16 protein-coding genes are annotated in these 18,683 nt (G+C 70.0%); 13 read left to right on the forward strand and 3 right to left on the reverse strand.

The window, feature by feature from the left end; translation table 11 throughout:
* Positions 1-3: 3 nt before the first annotated feature.
* From secD to ACR5MH_RS02790, 4 genes are all read left to right on the forward strand, one after another.
* The gene (gene secD, locus ACR5MH_RS02775; RefSeq protein WP_431350075.1) at positions 4-1,704 is read left to right on the forward strand and encodes a protein translocase subunit SecD; all 1,701 of its coding nucleotides are present in this window, start codon (positions 4-6) and stop codon (positions 1,702-1,704) included.
* Positions 1,704-2,720, forward strand: coding sequence for a protein translocase subunit SecF (secF, locus tag ACR5MH_RS02780; RefSeq protein ID WP_431350074.1), 1,017 nt, complete (start codon positions 1,704-1,706; stop codon positions 2,718-2,720). The genes secD and secF overlap by 1 nt, the downstream gene beginning before the upstream one ends.
* Before the next feature lie 9 nt (positions 2,721-2,729).
* Positions 2,730-3,113: a rhodanese-like domain-containing protein gene (locus tag ACR5MH_RS02785; RefSeq protein WP_431350073.1), complete on the forward strand. Its 384-nt coding sequence runs from the start codon at positions 2,730-2,732 to the stop codon at positions 3,111-3,113.
* 72 nt (positions 3,114-3,185) lie between these two features.
* On the forward strand, positions 3,186-5,435 hold the full coding sequence (locus ACR5MH_RS02790) for a RelA/SpoT family protein (protein ID WP_431350072.1): 2,250 nt from the start codon (positions 3,186-3,188) through the stop codon (positions 5,433-5,435).
* Here the strand turns inward: ACR5MH_RS02790 and ACR5MH_RS02795 are convergent.
* From ACR5MH_RS02795 to ACR5MH_RS02805, 3 genes are all read right to left on the reverse strand, one after another.
* Positions 5,422-5,991 (reverse strand): type IV toxin-antitoxin system AbiEi family antitoxin, encoded by a 570-nt coding sequence (locus tag ACR5MH_RS02795; protein ID WP_431350071.1) that lies wholly within the window; start codon positions 5,989-5,991, stop codon positions 5,422-5,424. The genes ACR5MH_RS02790 and ACR5MH_RS02795 overlap by 14 nt on opposite strands.
* A 110-nt stretch (positions 5,992-6,101) precedes the next feature.
* Complete coding sequence (locus tag ACR5MH_RS02800; protein WP_431350070.1) at positions 6,102-7,331, reverse strand: DUF349 domain-containing protein; 1,230 nt, start codon at positions 7,329-7,331, stop codon at positions 6,102-6,104.
* Between the two features lie 57 nt (positions 7,332-7,388).
* Entirely contained in the window at positions 7,389-8,207 is an 819-nt protein-coding gene (locus ACR5MH_RS02805) for a peptidylprolyl isomerase (protein WP_431350069.1), read from the reverse strand.
* Positions 8,208-8,364: 157 nt separating this feature from the next.
* Here ACR5MH_RS02805 and ACR5MH_RS02810 point away from each other — a divergent pair, with 157 nt between their 5' ends.
* The 9 genes from ACR5MH_RS02810 (at position 8,365) to aroC (ending at position 18,683) form a co-directional block, all read left to right on the forward strand.
* Positions 8,365-9,705: a replication-associated recombination protein A gene (locus ACR5MH_RS02810; protein ID WP_433862259.1), complete on the forward strand. Its 1,341-nt coding sequence runs from the start codon at positions 8,365-8,367 to the stop codon at positions 9,703-9,705.
* 198 nt (positions 9,706-9,903) lie between these two features.
* The gene (rpsD, locus tag ACR5MH_RS02815) at positions 9,904-10,527 is read left to right on the forward strand and encodes a 30S ribosomal protein S4 (protein WP_431350068.1); all 624 of its coding nucleotides are present in this window, start codon (positions 9,904-9,906) and stop codon (positions 10,525-10,527) included.
* 133 nt (positions 10,528-10,660) lie between these two features.
* Complete coding sequence (locus tag ACR5MH_RS02820) at positions 10,661-11,038, forward strand: DUF948 domain-containing protein (protein WP_431350067.1); 378 nt, start codon at positions 10,661-10,663, stop codon at positions 11,036-11,038.
* 50 nt (positions 11,039-11,088) lie between these two features.
* On the forward strand, positions 11,089-11,280 hold the full coding sequence (locus ACR5MH_RS02825; protein ID WP_431350066.1) for a hypothetical protein: 192 nt from the start codon (positions 11,089-11,091) through the stop codon (positions 11,278-11,280).
* A gap of 56 nt (positions 11,281-11,336) precedes the next feature.
* Positions 11,337-13,994, forward strand: coding sequence for an alanine--tRNA ligase (gene alaS / locus ACR5MH_RS02830; protein WP_431350065.1), 2,658 nt, complete (start codon positions 11,337-11,339; stop codon positions 13,992-13,994).
* 15 nt (positions 13,995-14,009) lie between these two features.
* Entirely contained in the window at positions 14,010-14,465 is a 456-nt protein-coding gene (ruvX, locus tag ACR5MH_RS02835) for a Holliday junction resolvase RuvX (protein ID WP_433862260.1), read from the forward strand.
* On the forward strand, positions 14,455-16,080 hold the full coding sequence (gene mltG / locus ACR5MH_RS02840; RefSeq protein WP_431350063.1) for an endolytic transglycosylase MltG: 1,626 nt from the start codon (positions 14,455-14,457) through the stop codon (positions 16,078-16,080). Before ruvX ends, mltG begins: the two co-directional genes overlap by 11 nt.
* The gene (locus tag ACR5MH_RS02845) at positions 16,073-17,410 is read left to right on the forward strand and encodes a shikimate dehydrogenase (protein ID WP_433862261.1); all 1,338 of its coding nucleotides are present in this window, start codon (positions 16,073-16,075) and stop codon (positions 17,408-17,410) included. Before mltG ends, ACR5MH_RS02845 begins: the two co-directional genes overlap by 8 nt.
* Positions 17,411-17,474: 64 nt before the next feature.
* Positions 17,475-18,683, forward strand: coding sequence for a chorismate synthase (gene aroC / locus ACR5MH_RS02850; RefSeq protein ID WP_431350060.1), 1,209 nt, complete (start codon positions 17,475-17,477; stop codon positions 18,681-18,683).

The following is an 18,683-nucleotide window of genomic DNA, read 5'->3' on the forward strand; positions in this document are numbered from 1 at the left end:
TCGTTGACATGGCTCGGTGTCCTCGTGGTGGTCCTGCTCGGGACCCTCACGGCCGGCGTCCTGTTCAGCAATGCGACGTGGCTGCCCAAGCTCGCGCTCGACCTCGAGGGCGGCACCCAGATCATCCTCGCCCCGCAGGTCGAGAACGGTCAGGCGGTGCAGCAGCAGCAGCTCGACCAGGCGGTCTCGATCATCCGGCAGCGCATCGACGCGTCGGGTGTCTCCGAGGCGCAGATCTCCACCGAGGGCTCGCGCAACATCGTGGTGTCGCTGCCGGGCAAGCCCGACCAGCAGACGCTCGACCGCGTCAAGGCCAGCGCGCGGCTCGACTTCCGGCCCGTCCTGCAGACCAGCGGCCCGACCAACGAGGTCGTGGGCGCCGACGGCAAGTCGACCCCCGCGCCCAGCCCGGCGCCCGGTCTGCAGTCCACGCCGTCCACCAAGCCGACGAACGGCAGTGACCTGGCCTGGGTGACGCCTGCGCTGCAGGCGGAGTTCGACGCGTTCTCGTGCGCCGCGAACAAGAACAAGGACCTCAGCGCGGCTCCGACGGACAAGCCGCTGATCACCTGCGACGACAACAACACGGTCAAGTACCTGCTCGGCCCTGTCGAGGTGAAGGGCCAGAACATCTCCGACGCGAGCGCCGGCCTGATGTCGAGCTCGCAGGGCGTGACGACGGGCCAGTGGGCGGTCAACATCGTCTTCGACGCCACCGGCACCAAGCAGTTCGCAGCGGTCACGACCCGCCTGAACGCGCTGCAGGGCGCCCAGAACCAGTTCGCGATCGTCCTGGACGGCCGGGTCATCTCGGCGCCGACCACCAACGCGGTGATCACGGACGGCAAGCCGCAGATCTCGGGCAACTTCACCGAGCAGAGCGCCAAGACCCTCGCCGACCAGCTCAAGTTCGGCGCGCTGCCGTTCAGCTTCAAGGTGCAGAGCCAGGACGACATCTCGGCCACGCTCGGAACCTCGCAGCTCATCAGCGGGCTGATCGCCGGTCTGATCGGTCTGATCCTGGTCGCGATCTACACGTTCTTCCAGTACCGCCTGCTCGGGCTCGTGACGATCTTCTCGCTCGTCGTGGCCGGCACGCTGACCTGGCTCACCATCTCGCTGATGTCGTGGCACTACGACTACCGGCTTTCGCTCGCGGGCGTCGCCGGTCTGATCGTCGCGATCGGCTTCACAGCGGACTCGTTCATCGTCTACTTCGAGCGAATACGAGATGAGCTGCGCGACGGGCGCAGTCTCGAATCCGCGGTGGAGGCGGGCTGGGGCCGTGCACGCCGCACGATCTACGCCTCCAAGGCGACCAACCTCCTCGCGGCCGTGGTGCTGTATGTGCTGGCGGCGGCCAACGTGCGCGGCTTCGCGTTCACGCTGGGCCTGACGACCATCATCGACGTGATCGTGGTGCTCCTGTTCACTCACCCGACGCTCCAGCTCCTGGCGAAGACTCGCTTCTTCAGCAGCGGCCACCCGCTCTCCGGCCTCGACCCGGACGCGCTGGGTGCGGTGTACCGCGGCGCGGCCCGGTTCCGTGCGCCGCAGCCCGAGCTCGTGGGCGCCGGCAAGGCCGCCCGCAGCAGCGGGGAGGCGGCACGCCGCCAGACGATCGCCGAGCGCAAGGCGGCGGAGCTCGCCTCCGCCTCGACCTCCTCGTCATCGGATCGCTCGACCGACGGGAAGGACAACTGATGGCCAGCCGCCTCACCAAGTTCGGCAACGACCTCTACACCGGCGCGCGCTCGTTCGACTTCGTCGGCAAGCGAAAGATCTGGTACACCATCGCGATCGTGCTGGTCGCGCTCTCGATCCTGGTCCCGATCGTCAAGGGCGGGTTCAACTTCTCGATCGAGTTCCGCGGCGGATCGCAGTTCCAGATCAGCCAGGTGCAGAGCACCGACACGACGAAGGCGCAGAACGCCGTCGCGAGCGTCGTGCCCAACGCGATCTCGCACGTCAGCGTCGTCGGCAACAACGCCATCCAGGTCCAGACCGACCAGCTCTCCGATACCCAGACCAAGGCCGTCGCCGACGCGTTGGCCACGGCCTACGGCGTCTCGTCGTCCGAGGTCTCGTCCACGTTCATCGGCCCCTCGTGGGGCGCGGACGTGACGCAGCAGTCCATCCAGGGTCTCGTGGTGTTCCTGCTGCTGGCGTTCATCGCGATGGCGCTCTACTTCCGAACGTGGAAGATGTCGGCGTCCGCGATCGTCTCGCTCTTCCACGACCTCATCATCACCGCGGGGATCTACGCCCTCGTCGGCTTCGAGGTGTCGCCCGCGACGATGATCGGCTTCCTGACGATCCTCGGCTATTCGCTGTACGACACCGTCGTGGTGTTCGACAAGATCCGCGAGAACACGCGCGAGGAGCTGGAGCTCACCCGGCGCACGTTCCCGGAGGCGGTGAACCTGGCGGTGAACCAGACCCTCGTCCGCTCGATCAACACAGCCGTCGTCGCTGTGCTGCCGGTCGCGTCGATCCTCTTCATCGGTGCGTACGCCTTCGGCGCCGCGACGCTGCGCGATATCTCGCTCGCGCTGCTGATCGGCATCATCGTCGGCACGTACTCGACGATCTTCCTGGCCGCGCCGATGTACTCGCAGTTCCGCGAGGGCGAGGCCGCGATCAAGAAGCACGACCAGAAGGTCCGCTCGATCCGCCCCAAGGCCGCGGTCGCCACGACCGAGCCGGTTCCGGCCGAGTAGCGTCGGCGCATGAGCGGTCGCTACCTGTCGGAGGACGAGGTGAGTGCCGCGCGTGCGCGCGAACTCGTGGACGCCGGAGCGGCCTGGCTGCTCGACGTCCGCGAGGGCTACGAGTGGGAGTCCGGCCACGCGCCGGCCGCCCATCACATCCCGATGGGCGAGCTCGGCCTGCGTCAGGGCGAGCTCCCGGAGGACCAGCAGATCCTGGTGATCTGCGCCGTCGGCGGCCGATCCCGTCGAGTGACCGACGCGCTGCTCCAGGCGGACTATCCCGCCGCGAACGTCGCCGGCGGCATGGTCGCCTGGCAGGCGTCGGGTGGTCCGATCTCCGCCCCGGGTGAGTCCCGCGGCCCCGTTTCCGAGCCTGATCGACCCCCGGGAGCGTCCGCCTGAGCGCCGGTCGCGCCGCCCCCGTGAACGGGAGTGCGCGAACAGCGACGATAATGGACGACAGGAGGCGAGAAGATGGTTGACACGACGACACCGCAGTCCGCCTCGCTGCGCCGTCTCGTCCCGCGGATCTTCTCCCGCGCCCAGCCCGCCGGCGCGGTCGACACTCTGATCCGCACGGTGCGCATGCACCACCCGAAGGCCGACCTCTCCCTGATCGAGCGCGCCTACGCGGTCGCCGAACGCGCCCACGATGGTCAGAAGCGCCGCTCCGGCGAGCCCTACATCACCCATCCGGTCGCCGTCGCGCAGATCATCGCCGACCTCGGTATCGGCGCCAAGACCATCGCCGCCGCCCTGCTGCACGACACGGTCGAGGACACGTCCTACACGCTGGACGAGCTTCGGGATCAGTTCGGCGACGAGATCGCGATGCTGGTCGACGGCGTCACCAAGCTCGACAAGGTCAAGTACGGCGACAGCGCGCAGGCCGAGACCGTCCGCAAGATGATCGTCGCGATGTCGAAGGACATCCGCGTGCTGATCATCAAGCTGGCCGACCGCCTGCACAACGCGCGGACCTGGGGCTTCGTCCCGGCCGCCAACGCCACCCGCAAGGCGACCGAGACGCTCGAGATCTACGCCCCGCTCGCCCACCGGCTCGGCATCCAGACGATCAAGTGGGAGCTGGAAGACCTCTCGTTCGCGGTGCTCTATCCCAAGCTCTACGCGGAGATCGAGAGCCTGGTGAAGCAGCGCACGCCTGAGCGCGAGCGTCTCGTGCAGCAGGTGATCGACGCGATCAACGACGACCTCAAGACCGCGAAGATCCGCGGCAAGGTGGTCGGCCGGCCGAAGCAGTACTACTCGATCTACCAGAAGATGGTCGTGCGCGGTCGTGAGTTCGACGACATCTACGACCTGGTCGGCATCCGCGTGCTCGTCAACACGGTGCGCGACTGCTACGCCGTGCTCGGCTCCATCCACGCACGCTGGACGCCGATGCCGGGCCGCTTCAAGGACTACATCGCCACGCCGAAGTTCAACCTGTACCAGTCGCTGCACACGACCGTGATCGGTCCGCAGGGCCGCCCGGTCGAGATCCAGATCCGCACCGAGGAGATGCACCAGCGGGCCGAGTTCGGTGTCGCGGCGCACTGGAAGTACAAGGAGCAGACCACAGGGAAGAGCGCTGGGGGTCCCGGCAAGGTGGACACCGACCTGGCGTGGCTCGCGCACATCTCCGACTGGCAGGCCGAGACGGCCGACCCGTCGGAGTTCCTCGACTCGCTGCGGTTCGAGATCGGCGCGAAGGAGGTCTACGTCTTCACGCCGAAGGGCCGCGTGATCGGCCTGCCCGCCGGCGCGACTCCGGTCGACTTCGCCTACGCCGTGCACACCGAGGTCGGTCACCGCACGATGGGCGCCAAGGTGAACGGCCGGCTGGTGCCGCTGGAGAGCACGCTCTCGACCGGCGACGTCGTCGAGATCTTCACCTCCAAGAACCCGGACTCCGGGCCGAGCCAGGACTGGCTGAACTTCGTCAAGAGCCCGCGGGCCCGCAACAAGATCCGCCAGTGGTTCACCAAGGAGCGCCGCGACGAGGCGATCGAGCAGGGCAAGGACGCCATCGCCCGGGCGATGCGCAAACAGAATCTGCCGTTGCAGAAGCTGATGACGCAGGACGCCCTCGTGGAGGTCGCGTCCTCGCTCAAGCACCCCGACGTCTCGTCGCTGTACGCCTCGGTCGGCGAGGGCCACATCTCGACGCAGTCGGTGATCGAGAAGATCGTGGCCTCCCTGCAGAGCGAGGTCGAGTCCGACGGCGAGCTGGACATCCCGGTCAAGGGCCGGCCGAAACAGCTCCGCAACAGTGACTCCGGCGTGCTGGTCCGCGGTGCGCCCGACATCCTGGTGAAGCTCGCCAAGTGCTGCACGCCGGTTCCTGGCGACCCGATCGTCGGGTTCGTGACCCGTGGTCAGGGCGTCTCCGTGCACCAGGCGAACTGCCACAACGTGCAGTCGCTGCTGCAGGAGCCCGACCGCATGATCGACGTGGAGTGGGCGCCGAGCTCGAAGAGCGTCTTCCTGGTGCAGATCCAGGTGGAGGCCCTGGACCGCTCCGGTCTGCTCTCCGACGTCACGCGCGTGCTGTCCGAGCACCATGTCAACATCCTCTCTGCGACGGTCACGACGTCGAGCAACCGGCTGGCGCTGAGCCGCTTCGTTTTCGAGATGGGCGACACCACCCACCTCGACCGCGTGCTCAATGCCGTGCGCCGGATCGACGGCGTCTACGACGTCTACCGGGTCAGCGCCGGCTGACCGGAGCCGGCAGCTCCGTCCGCTCGACCACGGGCATCCGAGTGAGCGCCCGCGTCGCTCCGTGCCGGTGCGACCGGGCGAGGTGGGCGCCGAGGCGGTCGGGCGAGGCACGCCCGAGCTCGAGCAGGTGACGGACTTCCAGGGCCTCCGGCGGCCCGAACCGGGGGAGCGTCAGCATCAGGTCGGCCGCCGTACGCAGGGGTGCCGTCACCCGCACGCCGCTCAGTTCGACGACCTCGCCGTCGCTCAGCCGGTGCTGCTGCGCGTCGAAGTCGGGCGAGACGCGGCCGCGGCGACCGCGGTCGACGCACACCTGCGGTCGCACCGGGGGCATCGACCGGGTTCCGTGGATCCAGGCCGCGGTGCCGCGGTCGGCGACCGTGCTCCCCGGACGCAACGCCGCGAAGACCTGCGCACGCAGGGACGGGGTATCAGGGATGTCCGTAGCTGCGAACGCGTCGCCGACCCGGTAGAGCTGCCCGTCGAGCACGAGTGAGAAGAGCTCGGCGAGCGGGAGGACGTTTCTGTCGAGGAGGAGCGGAGTGGCTGTCGTCATGCGTCCAGCCTCCGCCGACCGCAGCCCTCGCGGACAACGGTCGGCGAATCCGTGGAGTACTCAGCCGATCACACGGGCTGTGGAGAACAAACCGCAGCCGAGGGCACGGCTCAGCCGAGCGCGTCCAGCCACACCTTGCGGGCGTCGAGTGCCTCCTGGGCGGCCTTGACCTTGGCGGAGTCGCCGCTGGCCTTGGCATCCTCGAGCTCCTGCTCCAGCTTGGCGATCGCCGCGTTGAGCTGGCTGGCCAGCCCCTCGGAGCGCGCCTTCTTCTCGGGGTTGTTGCGCTCCCAGTGCTCCTCGTCCAGTCGGCGCACGGCCGCCTCGACCTTGCGGAGCCGGTCCTCGATGGGGCGCACCTGTTCGCGCGGCACGCGCCCGATGGCGTCCCAGCGCTCCTGGATGGAGAGCAGCTTGGCGCGCGCGGTCTCGCGGTCCTTCTCCTTCAGGAGCGGCTCCGCCTCCTCGAGCAGCGCGAGCTTGAGCGTGAGGTTCTCCTCGTACTCGACGTTGTCGCGCGCGTCGACTTCGGCCTTGGCCGAGTAGATCGCGTCGCCCGCCGCCTTGAACCGCGCCCAGAGCGCGTCGTCGTTCTTCTTGCCCGCGCGGCCGGCCAGCTTCCACTGGTCGAGCAGGCGCCGGTACTCCGGGACCCCGTCCGCGCCGAGCGGCACGAGGCGCTCGGCCTGCTCGATGAGGGCGTTCTTGCGGGCGCGGACGTCGCGGTGCTGGTTGTCCAGCTCCGCGAAGAAGGCCTTGCGGTTGTGCTCGATGGTCGAGCGCGCGGCGCGGAACCGCTTCCACAGCTCGTTCGCCTCGTTCTTGGGGAGGCGCGGGCCGTCGTGCTGGTGCGCCTGCCAGCTCGCGAAGAGCGCGTCGAGCTCGGCGGTGGTCTGCTTCCACTGCGTGCGGGCCGGATCCTGCGCGGCGAGAGCCTCGGCCTGCTCGACGATCGCGGTGCGGTCGGCGACGGCCTGCTCCAGCGCGGCCTTGGCCTCGGCGCTCTGCTGCTCGGTGAGCTCCTCGACGGTGCCGCCGAGGGCGTCCAGCCGGGTGATCAGCGACGCGAGGTCGCCGACGGCGTTCGCACCTTCGACCGAGCTGCGCAGGCTCGCGACGGACTTGGCGACGTCGGCCGCCGGAGCGCCGCGGCGGGCGCGCTGCTCCAGAAGGCCGACCTGGCCGGCGAGGTCGGTGTACTTGCGCTCGAAGTAGGCGATCGCCTCCTCCGGAGTGCCGTCCGGGTACTCGCCGACGGCGCGCTCGTCATCGCCCTCACGGACGTACACGGTGCCGGTCTCGTCGACGCGACCCCAGGGGTGCTGTTCAGAAGTAGCCAAGAGCCTCACCTTGCTTGCGGTGCCACGTTGGGAATCAGCCTATTGCACACGCCGTGATCACTGCAGCGTGAAGCCGTCGATCTTCGTCGCGACGGCGGGCTTGCCGTCACTGCTGCCGCCCTGGACGCCCTTGGAGGTGACCTCGGAGTTGAGCGTGTCGAGCCCGCTCGTGATCTTCCCGATGACCGTGTAGCCGCCGGCCGCGTCGGAGGGGATGGTGGTGTCCTTGTACACGATGAAGAACTGGCTGCCCTGGCTGTTCGCGTTGCCGCTCTGGCGCGCCATGGCGATGGTCCCCGCCGGATACTTGTCGTCCTTCGGCGCGTTCTCGACCGGGCCGTACGAGTAGCCGGGGCCGCCGCTGCCGTCGCCGTTCGGGTCGCCGCACTGCAGTACGTAGAAGCCGCCGTTGGTGAGACGGTGGCAGGTGAGTCCGTCGTAGAACTTCTTCTGCGTCAGCGCGATGGTCGAGGAGACGGCCTGGGGCGCCGCCTTGCCGTCCAGCGAGACCCCGAGCTTGATGCCGTTGATCGTGAGGTCGCCCGTCCAGGTGCGGCCCTCGGCGATGCTCTGGGACGGAACGCCCGCGGCGGCCGACGACGAGGGGAGGGCGACGGGGAGGCCGACGCGCTGGTGGCGGCGGGCCTCGCGAAGAAGAGGAGCTGCGTGCCGATCGCGAGCAGGACGATCACGAGCACGGCGATGCCTGCGACCCAGTTGTCCCGCTTGCGGCGCTTGACCTTCTCCTCGTGCACCGTCTGCCGCGCCTGATATGCGCGGAGGCGCTCGCGCGCCTGTCGCGCCTCGCGGTCGTTCTGCTTGCTGGGTGCCACGTCTGTCCTCCGGGGGCGCCGTCGAGCGGGGGATGGATGCCATCGTCGCCGACGGATGCCGCGCGGCGGGATGGATGCTGCACGAACCCTATCCGGCGCGGCTATGAGCGCCCAAACCAACGCGCTGGAATCGGTCCGCGCGCGGGGCGGACGTCCCGCGTCCTGACTCCGATGTCGGTGGCGGCGACTACTCTTGTCGGGTGGTCGATGTGCAACCTGGGCTCCGGACGGGAGCGACGCCTCTCGCCGTGCGCATGCGGCCGAAGTCGCTGGACGAGGTCGCCGGGCAGCGCCACCTGCTGCGGCCCGGTTCCCCGCTCGTCGCGCTGGCCTCCGACAAGGACGGGCAGAGCGGTTCCGTGTCCGTGATCCTGTGGGGGCCGCCCGGCACCGGCAAGACCACGCTCGCGCAGGCCATCGCGCACTCGTCCGGGCGGCGTTTCGTGGAGCTGTCCGCGGTCACCGCCGGCGTGAAGGACGTGCGGCTGGTGATGGACGAGGCGCTCTCGACCCGCGACCTCTACGGCGTCTCGACCGTCCTCTTCCTCGACGAGATCCACCGGTTCACCAAGGCGCAGCAGGACGCCCTCCTGCCCGGCGTCGAGAACGGCTGGGTGATCCTGGTCGCCGCCACCACCGAGAACCCGTCCTTCTCGGTCATCTCGCCGCTGCTGTCGCGCTCGCTGCTGCTCACGCTGGAGACGCTGAGCGACGAGGACCTCGGCGTGGTCATCGACCGCGCCGTCGCGGACGATCGCGGGCTGGGCGGTCAGTACACGGTGGAGGACGAGGCCAGGGCCGTGCTCATCCGGCTGGCTTCCGGCGACGCCCGGCGCGCGCTGACCGCGTTGGAGGCCGCCTCCGTCACGGCCGCGTCGGCGACTCCGGCGACGTCCAAGAAGAAGCCGGTCATCACCGCGGAGCTGGTGGCGCAGGCGGTCGACCGCGCCCTGCTGCGCTATGACCGCAACGGCGACGAGCACTACGACGTCATCAGCGCCTTCATCAAATCGGTCCGCGGCTCGGACGTCGACGCGGCGCTGCACTATCTGGCTCGGATGATCGAGGCGGGGGAGGACCCGCGATTCATCGCCCGCAGAATCATCGTCTCGGCCTCCGAGGACATCGGGATGGCGGACCCGCAGGCGCTCGTCGTCGCGATCGCCGCCGCCGACGCGGTGCAGTACATCGGGATGCCCGAGGGGCGCATCCCGCTCGCGCAGGCCGTCGTCCACCTCGCCACCGCACCGAAGTCGAACGCGGCGTACATGGCGCTCGACGCGGCGATCGCCGACGTGCGCGCCGGCAAGATCGGGCGCGTGCCCAAGCACCTCCGCGACGCGCACTATCCCGGCGCCAAGCGACTCGGCCACGGCAAGGGCTACAAGTACCCGCACGACGACGCTCTCGGCGTGCTCCAGCAGCAGTACCTCCCCGACGAGCTGGCCGACACCACCTACTACGCGCCGACCGAGCACGGCAACGAGCGCGATGTCGCCGCACGGCTGGCGAAGCTGCGCCGCATCGTGCGCGGACGCTGACCCCGGGGTCTGCTAGAATCGTCAGGCCTAGAAGCGTGTTCAGGGTGCGGCTGCCCGGAACGCGCTTTCGACGGGACAGGCCCTGTAGCCGGGCGTCCCTGGCGTGAATCCCTCTCTCTTGCAGGTGAAAGACCCTGCGCAGCGCACCCCTGTGTGCCCTGCGACCAACATTCGTAGAGAGAAAACCGAAAGGAAACCGTGTCTTCACGTTCCCGCAGCAAGACCCGCGAGTCGCGGGCCCTGGGCATCGCCCTGACCCCGAAGGCCGCCCGCTACATGGAGAAGCGTCCCTACGCTCCCGGTGAGCACGGCCGCACCAAGCGCAAGCAGGACTCCGACTACGCCGTGCGTCTGCGCGAGAAGCAGCGTCTGCGCGCCCAGTACGGCATCCTCGAGAAGCAGATCCGCATCGCGTTCGAGGAGGCCCGCCGCACGCAGGGCCTGACCGGTGAGAACCTGGTCGAGCTCCTCGAGATGCGTCTCGACGCCCTGGTGCTCCGCGCCGGCTTCGCCCGCACGATCTCCCAGGCCCGCCAGTTCGTGGTGCACCGTCACATCATGGTCGACGGCAAGCTCGTCGACCGCCCGTCCTTCCGCGTGAAGCCGGGTCAGCTCATCCACGTCAAGGCCCGCTCCGAGGGCACCGAGCCCTTCCAGGTCGCGGCCGCCGGCGGTCACGTCGACGTCCTCCCCAAGGTCCCGGCCTACCTCGACGTCGAGCTCGACAAGCTCCAGGCCCGCCTCGTGCGCCGCCCGAAGCGCGTCGAGGTCCCCGTCACCTGCGAGGTTCAGCTGGTCGTCGAGTACTACGCCGCCCGCTAAGGCGAGCGAGACTCCCGCAGAACGGGGTCGCGGCTTCGGCCGCGGCCCCGTTTCTCGTCTGTCGGGGTCCATCCCGGACCGGTTTCCCGTACGCTGGTGGTCGTATGCCCGTCACGGAATGGAGGGGGCCGACATGTCCGCAGGCGACATCGCAGGACTGATCGCGGCGGCCGTGTTCGCCGTCCTGGTGGGATTCATCGCCGTTCCGCTGCTGAAACTCGGCCGCGTGCTCGACTCCACCCGTGACGCCATCAAGGAGGCCAGCGACGGCATCACGCCGATCCTGGAGGAGACGGCGACCACCCTGCAGGAGACGAACAAGCAGCTCGCCCGGGTCGACACGATCACCAAGAACGTCGCCGACGTCACGGGCAACGTGTCGGCGCTCGTGGCACTCTTCGCCGCCACGGTCGGCGGTCCGCTGATCAAGCTGGCGGGCTTCAGCGCGGCCGTCCGTGCCGCCCTTCGGGTGCCGGGGGCCTCCCGACGATCCCGCCGCCAGGCGGACTAGACTTGCGCGAGCGCGCTGAACGCGCGCAACCAGGGAGGGAAGATCCGGCAATGAAGAGTTTCCTGTGGCTCCTGATCGGCGTGGCTCTCGGCTTCGTCGTCGCCCACAAGGTCAACGAGACCCCCAAGGGTCGCGAGTTCTTCGGCACGCTCGACAGGAAGGCGCGCGACTTCGGCGAGGCCGTCTCGGACGGCTACCGTCAGCGCGAAGCCGAGCTCCGCTCGGCCATCGACGGCGACTGACCTCCCGCCCTTTCCGACCTCGTCTCCCCGCTCCACCCCTCGATCGACCGGAAACCATGCAGACTGCTGAAATCCACCGCCGCTGGCTCGACTTCTTCGCCACGCGCGGTCACACCGTCGTCCCGTCCGCCTCGCTCGTCAGCGACGACCCGTCGCTGTTGTTCACCGTGGCCGGGATGGTGCCGTTCGTCCCGTACCTGACGGGTGTCGTCCCCGCGCCCTTCCCGCGCGCGACCAGCGTCCAGAAGTGCATCCGCACCCTGGACATCGAGGAGGTCGGCAAGACCCCTCGCCACGGCACGTTCTTCCAGATGTGCGGCAACTTCTCGTTCGGCGACTACTTCAAGGAGCAGGCGATCACGTTCGCCTGGGACCTGCTCACCCTGTCCGAGGACGAGGGCGGCCTCGGCTTCGACCCGAAGGACCTCTGGGTCACGGTGTACGAGGAGGACGACGAGGCCCGCGAGATCTGGAGCCGCGTGGCCGGCCTCCCGGCCGAGCGCATCCAGGGTCTCGGCAAGGACACCAACTACTGGTCGACCGGTCAGCCCGGCCCCGCCGGCCCCTGCTCGGAGATCTTCTTCGACCGCGGCCCCGCGTACGGCGTCGACGGCGGCCCGGCGACGGACGATGACCGCTACGTCGAGATCTGGAACCTCGTCTTCATGCAGTACCTCCGCGGTGAGGGGACCGGCAAGAAGGACTTCGAGATCCTCGGCGACCTGCCGAAGAAGAACATCGACACCGGCCTCGGCCTGGAGCGCGTCGCGTTCATCAAGCAGGGCGTCGACAACATGTACGAGATCGACCAGGTCCGTCCTGTGCTCGACCGCGCAGCGGAGCTGGCGGGCAAGCCGTACGGCAACGAGGCGCATGAGGACGATGTCCGTCTCCGCGTCATCGCCGACCACGTCCGCAGCGCACTCATGCTCATGACGGACGGCGTCACGCCGTCCAACGAGGGCCGCGGCTACGTGCTTCGCCGCCTGCTGCGCCGCACGGTGCGGGCGATGCGCTTGCTCGGCGTCGAGAGCGCGACGTTCCCCGAGCTGTTCCCGGCCTCCCGCGACGCCATGAAGGCGGCCTACCCCGAGGTGGAGGCCGAGTTCGCGCGCACCTCGCAGCTCGCCTATGCGGAGGAGGAGACCTTCCTCCGCACGCTCGTGTCCGGCACGAGCATCCTCGACACCGCCGTGGCGAACACCAAGGGCGCGGGCAAGGATGAGCTCGCCGGCGACACCGCGTTCCTGCTGCACGACACCTACGGCTTCCCGATCGACCTCACCCTGGAGATGGCGGAGGAGGCCGGCCTCAGCGTCGACCGCGCCGCGTTCGACACCCTGATGGCCGACCAGCGCGCCCGCGCGAAGGCGGACGCCAAGGCGAAGAAGACCGCCCTCGCCGACCTGTCGGTCTACAGCGCGTTCCGCGCGCAGGGCGAGACGGTCTTCACCGGCTACACCGACCTCGAGACGGAGTCGAGCGTGCTCGGCCTGATCGTCGACGGCCGGTCGGTGAACGCTGCGCGCGAGGGCCAGGTCGCGGAGGTCATCCTCGGCGCGACCGCGCTGTACGCGGAGTCGGGCGGTCAGGACGCCGACGCGGGCACCATCGTCGGCCCGGGCTACGAGCTCGACGTGCTCGACGTGCAGAAGCCGGTGAAGGGTCTGATCAGCCACAAGGTGCTCGTCCGCAGCGGCGAGGTCGGCGTCGGCGCTCCGGCGACCAGCCTGGTGGACGCGGAGTACCGCCGCGGCGCCAAGCAGGCGCACTCCGGCACCCACATCATTCACGCGGCGCTGCGCCAGGTGCTCGGCCCCAACGCGCACCAGTCCGGCTCGTTCAACAAGGCCGGCTACCTCCGCCTCGACTTCTCCTGGAACCAGGCGCTGTCGCCGGAGACCCGCAGCGAGATCGAGGAGATCTCCAACAACGCGATCCGCGACAACCTGCAGGTGACGACGCGCGAGCTGCCGCTGGCCGAGGCCAAGGCGCTCGGCGCGATGGCGCTGTTCGGCGAGAAGTACGGCGACGTCGTCCGCGTGGTCGACATCGGCGGGCCGTGGTCGCGCGAGCTCTGCGCCGGAACGCACGTGTCGACCAGCGCGGAGATCGGGATGATCAACCTGGTCAGCGAGTCGTCGGTCGGCTCGACCAACCGCCGCGTGGAGTCGCTGGTCGGCCTGGAGGCCTTCCAGGACCTCGCCGTCGAGCGCACGATCGTCTCGCAGCTCTCCGGCGCTCTGAAGACACCGCGCGAGCAGCTCCCGGAGAAGATCGCCGACCTGATGGCGAACCTGAAGGCCGCCGAGAAGCGCATCCAGGCGTTCGAGGCCCGCGCGGTTCTCGACAAGGTGCCCGGACTGCTGGAGTCGGCCTCCCGTCGCGGCGCGGTCACCGTGGTCGCCGAGGACGCCGGCACGCTCAACTCGGCCGACGATCTGCGTCTGCTGGCGACGACCGTCCGCGAGCGGCTCGGCTCGGACCCGGCAGCCGTCGCCCTCGCGGCGCGCGCGGCGGGCAAGCCCGTCGTGATCGTGGCGACCAACCAGGCCGCGCGCGACGCCGGCGTGAACGCGGGCGCTCTGGCGAAGACGGCGTCGGGCGTGCTCGGCGGCGGCGGAGGCGGCAAGGCCGACCTGGCGCAGGGCGGCGGCACGGACGCGGACGCGATCCCGGCCGCGCTGTCCGCGGTGGTCTCGGCGATCGGTTAGCGCGTGCGCAACGGAGTGCGGCTCGGCATCGACGTCGGGAAGGTGCGGGTCGGCGTGAGCCGGTCCGACCTCCACGGGATGCTGGCGACTCCGGTGGAGACGGTAGCCCGCTCCGAGGACGCTGCGGATCGTCGCAGGATCGCGGAGATTGTGACCGAACTCGGAGTTTTCGAGATTATCGTCGGGTTGCCTCTGGCGCTCTCGGGTGCGCACACCGCGTCGACGGCGGACGCCGTCGCCTTCGCGGAAGCGCTCGACGCCGAGGTGCACGTGCCGGTGCGGTTGGTGGACGAACGTCTGTCGACCGTCTCGGCGCACTCGGCGCTCCGGGCGTCGGGCAAGAACTCGAAAAGCGCGCGTCCGGTGGTGGATCAGGTGGCCGCCACGATAATTTTGCAGCACGCCCTCGACGCGGAGCGCGCTTCAGGCCGTCCGCCGGGCCACCCCGTCGAACCGAGCATTGGACCCTAGTTTGTCGCAGAACCCGCAGGAGAAGCCGGACCCGCCCGTCTTCCCGGCCGTGAACCGGCAGCAGCCGATGACCAGGCGCGAGGCGCGCCAGGCCAGGGAGGCCGAGGAGGCTCAGCGGGCTCAGGCGCCGGAAGCGGCTCGTCAGGATGCCGCCCCTCAGGCGCCGCAGGATCCGCGTCGGGTCACGGACCAGCCCGCGCGGGATGCCGACGCGCGCAACCCGCAGACCCCGGGTCCGTGGACGCCGCCTCCCGCCGAGACTCCGGCGAACCGCGAGACGCTGGACGGGCTGGACTTCGAATCCGTTGTGACCGGACCCGTGCCGGTCGACGCGGCGCGCGCCGAGCGCGAGCCCGTCGGAGCGTCCGCGCGCCACGAGGCGGCCCACGGCGCCGCGGCCCACGATCACGGGCGGTTCGACGACTCGGCCCACGCGATCTTCGCGTCGCTGGCCGGCCACGGCGAGGACACGTCCGGCGGCGGGCGCGGCGAGTCGCCGCTCGCCTGGCGTCAGCAGAACTACCTCTCGCACGAGCCGGCGCCCAAGCGCAAGCGGCACTGGCTGAAGCGGCTCGTCATCATCCTCGTCGTCGTGCTGGTACTCGGCGGGCTCGGGGCGGGCGGCTTCATGGCGTTCCAGCCGCAGGTCGCGGCGCTCGTCGCGAAGGTCATGCCGCAGAACAACGACTACACCGGTAACGGCACCGGCTCCGTGACGTTCACGATCAAGGCGGGCGACGACGGCAGCTCGATCGCGACGAACCTGAAGAAGGCGGGCGTGACGAAGAGCTACGACGCGTTCTACACGCTCGTGCTGCACCAGCAGCCGCAGATCGTCTGGCAGCCGGGCGTCTTCAAGCTGGCGAAGCAGATGAGTGCGAAGGCGGCCCTTGCGGCGCTGCAGAACCCGTCCTCCCGGTTGCAGAACACCGCGGTGATCCCCGAGGGCACTGCGGAGAAGGACGCGCTGCAGACCGTGGCGACCGCCACGAAGATCCCGCTCGCCCAGCTGCAGCAGGCCGCCGCCAACCCGGCCGACTTCGGACTGCCCGCCCAGGCGAAGACGCTGGAGGGCTTCCTGTTCCCGGCGACCTACACGTTCGCCCCCGGTGTCACCGCGCACGACGCCATCAAGACGATGGTTGACCGGTCCTTCCAGGCACTCGATCAGGCGGGCGTGCCGGTCGCCGACCGCTGGAACGACGTGATCCTCGCCTCGATCGTGCAGCGCGAGGCCGGGCTGAAGGACGACTACCCGAAGGTCGCGCGCGTGTTCCTCAACCGGCTCGCGCAGGGCTGGGACCTCCAGTCCGACGCGACCGTCGCCTACGGAACGGGGCACACCGACCGGGTCACGACCACCGACGCCGAGCGCGCCGACGCATCCAACCCGTACAACACGTACGCGCACCCCGGCCTCCCGGTCGGGCCGATCTCCAACCCGGGCGACCTCGCGCTCAACGCGGTGACGCACCCGGCGGACGGGACCTGGATGTACTTCGTGACCTGGAACCTGAAGACCGGCGAGACGATCTTCTCGACCACGCAGGCGGAGCACGAGGCTGCTGTCGCGAAATGGCAGCAGTGGATGAAGGACAACCCCGGCTATGAATGACGCACCGAAGCCCCGGCCCGCCGCGAAGTCCCGGGCGGCGAAACCGCGGAAGCCGAAGGACGCGGTCGATCCGGCCGTCGAGAACGGTGTGTCGGAGGCGTCGGCGGAGGAGCTGATCGCCGAGCTGGTGGAGGCCGAGCGCGCGGCCGAGGCCGAGGAGGCGGCGATCGCGGAGGCCGAGGCGGCCGCCGATGAGGAGGAGCCGCTGGAGGACGACGCCGAGACTGAGGTCGAGGCTGCGGTCGAGGGCGACGCCGCGGACGCGGACGAGGCTTCCGACGACGCCGCGGACGAGCCGGAGCCCGAGCACGAAGCCGCGGACGAGGTGGTCGTCGAGGTCATCGAGGTCGTGGAGGTCGAGGAGATCATCGAGACCGTGGACGAGGGCGGCGTGATCGAGGTCGAGGACGTCGACGGGGTCGTCGTCGACGTCATCCCGGCCACCGCCGCCTCGCGACGTCTGGCCGTCCTCGGCTCACCGATCGGCCACTCCAAGTCGCCCGCTCTGCACCGCGCCGCCTACGCCGCGCTCGGCCTGGACTGGTCGTACGACCAGCTCGACGTCAGCGAGGCCGGGTTGTCCGCCTTCCTCGACGGCCTGGGCGAGGAGTGGCGCGGCCTGTCACTGACGATGCCGCTCAAGCAGTCCGTCATCCCGCTGCTCACCGAGACCGACCGGGTCGCGGAGCAGACCGGCGTGGCCAACACGGTCCTCCTCGACGGCGACGACCTCGTCGGCTTCAACACCGACGTCGCGGGCATCGTCCGCGCGCTGTCCGCGGCCGGACTGGAGGAGGCGCGCTACGTCCACATCCTGGGCGGGGGAGCGACCGCCGCTTCCGCGCTGGTCGCCGCGGCCGAGCTCGGCGCGGAGCGCGTGGACGTGCACGTGCGCGACCTGCAGAAGAGTGTCTGGCTGGAACCGCTGGCGCACCAGCTCGGGCTGATGATCCGGATCCGGTCGTTCGCGCAGGCCGATCGTTCGCTGGACGTGCCGCAACTCGTCATCAGCACGCTGCCCGGCGGCGCGTCCACCGAGGCGATCTACACCGACTCGACGCGACGCAGGGCCGTGCTGCTCGACGTCGCATACGACCCGTGGCCGAGCGTGCTCGCGACGTCCTGGCAGGCAGTCGGCGGCCGCGTCGTCTCCGGGCTCGCGATGCTCGCGCAGCAGGCGCTCCTGCAGGTGCGCATCTTCGTCTCCGGCGACGTGTTGCAGCCGCTGCCGGACGAGGAGGGTGTGCTGCAGGCCATGCTCGCCGCGGTCGGCATCGACGCGGAGGGCGCGCCGGTGGGCGACGGCTCCGTGGAGGGCGAAGCCGAGTGAGCGGAGGCCGCCTCCGGCCGTAACGGCGCAAGGCCGCCCCCTGCCGCTGTGCCAGAATCGAAGCATGCTTCGTTGGCTCACGGCCGGGGAATCCCACGGCCCCGAACTCATCGCCGTCCTGGAGGGGCTCCCTGCGGGCGTGCCCATCGCGCTGGACTCCGTCCGCGCCGATCTCGCCCGCCGCAAGCTGGGCTACGGCCGGGGTGCGCGGATGAAGTTCGAGCAGGACGCGCTGGAGGTCTCCGGCGGCGTCCGCCACGGCCTGAGCCTCGGCAGCCCGATCGCGCTGCGCATCGGCAACACCGAGTGGCCCAAGTGGGTCGACGTGATGAGCCCCGAGCCGGTCGACCCGGAGAAGCTCGCCACCGGCCGCGGCGCCGCCCTGACGCGTCCGCGTCCCGGGCACGCCGACCTCGTCGGCATGCAGAAGTACGGCTTCGACGAGGCCCGCCCGATCCTGGAGCGTGCGAGCGCCCGGGAGACCGCGGCCCGCGTCGCGCTCGGCGCCGTCGCCCGCTCGTTCCTCGCCGAGCTCGGCGTCACGCTGGTCAGCCACACGCTGTCCATCGGCCCGGTGCGCGTGCCGGAGGGCGCCCCGCTCCCCACGCCCGCCGACGTCGCGACCCTCGACGCCGACCCGCTGCGCTGCTTCCACCCGGCCACCTCCGAGCGGATGGTCGCCGAGGTGGACGACGCCCACAAGGAGGGTGACACCCTCGGCGGCGTCGTGGAGGTGCTCGCCTACGGCCTCCCGCCGGGGCTCGGCTCGCATGTGCACTGGGACCGCCGCCTCGACGCGCAGCTCGCAGCCGCACTCATGGGCATCCAGGCGATCAAGGGCGTGGAGGTCGGCGACGGCTTCCTGACGACCACCCGCCGCGGGTCGCAGGCGCACGACGAGCTCGTGGCCGAGGAGGGCGCCATCCAGCGCACCAGCGACAAGGCCGGCGGCACGGAGGGCGGCATGAGCACGGGCAGCGTGCTGCGTGTGCGCGCCGGCATGAAGCCGATCGCCACCGTCCCGCACGCGCTACGCACCATCGACATCGCCACGAGCGAGGCCGCTCCCGCTCACCACCAGCGCTCCGACGTCTGTGCGGTCCCCGCGGCCGGCGTGGTCGCGGAGGCGATGGTGGCGCTCGTGCTCGCGAACGCGATGCTGGAGAAGTTCGGCGGCGACTCGGTGACCGAGACGGCGCGCAACCTCCGCGGCTACCTCGACGCCATCCCGCAGAACCTGGCGACCGAGCGCGTCAGCGCGCCCTACGCCTGA

This window comes from Streptomyces sp. L7 (assembly GCF_050990935.1).
GTDB lineage: Bacteria > Actinomycetota > Actinomycetes > Actinomycetales > Microbacteriaceae > Leifsonia.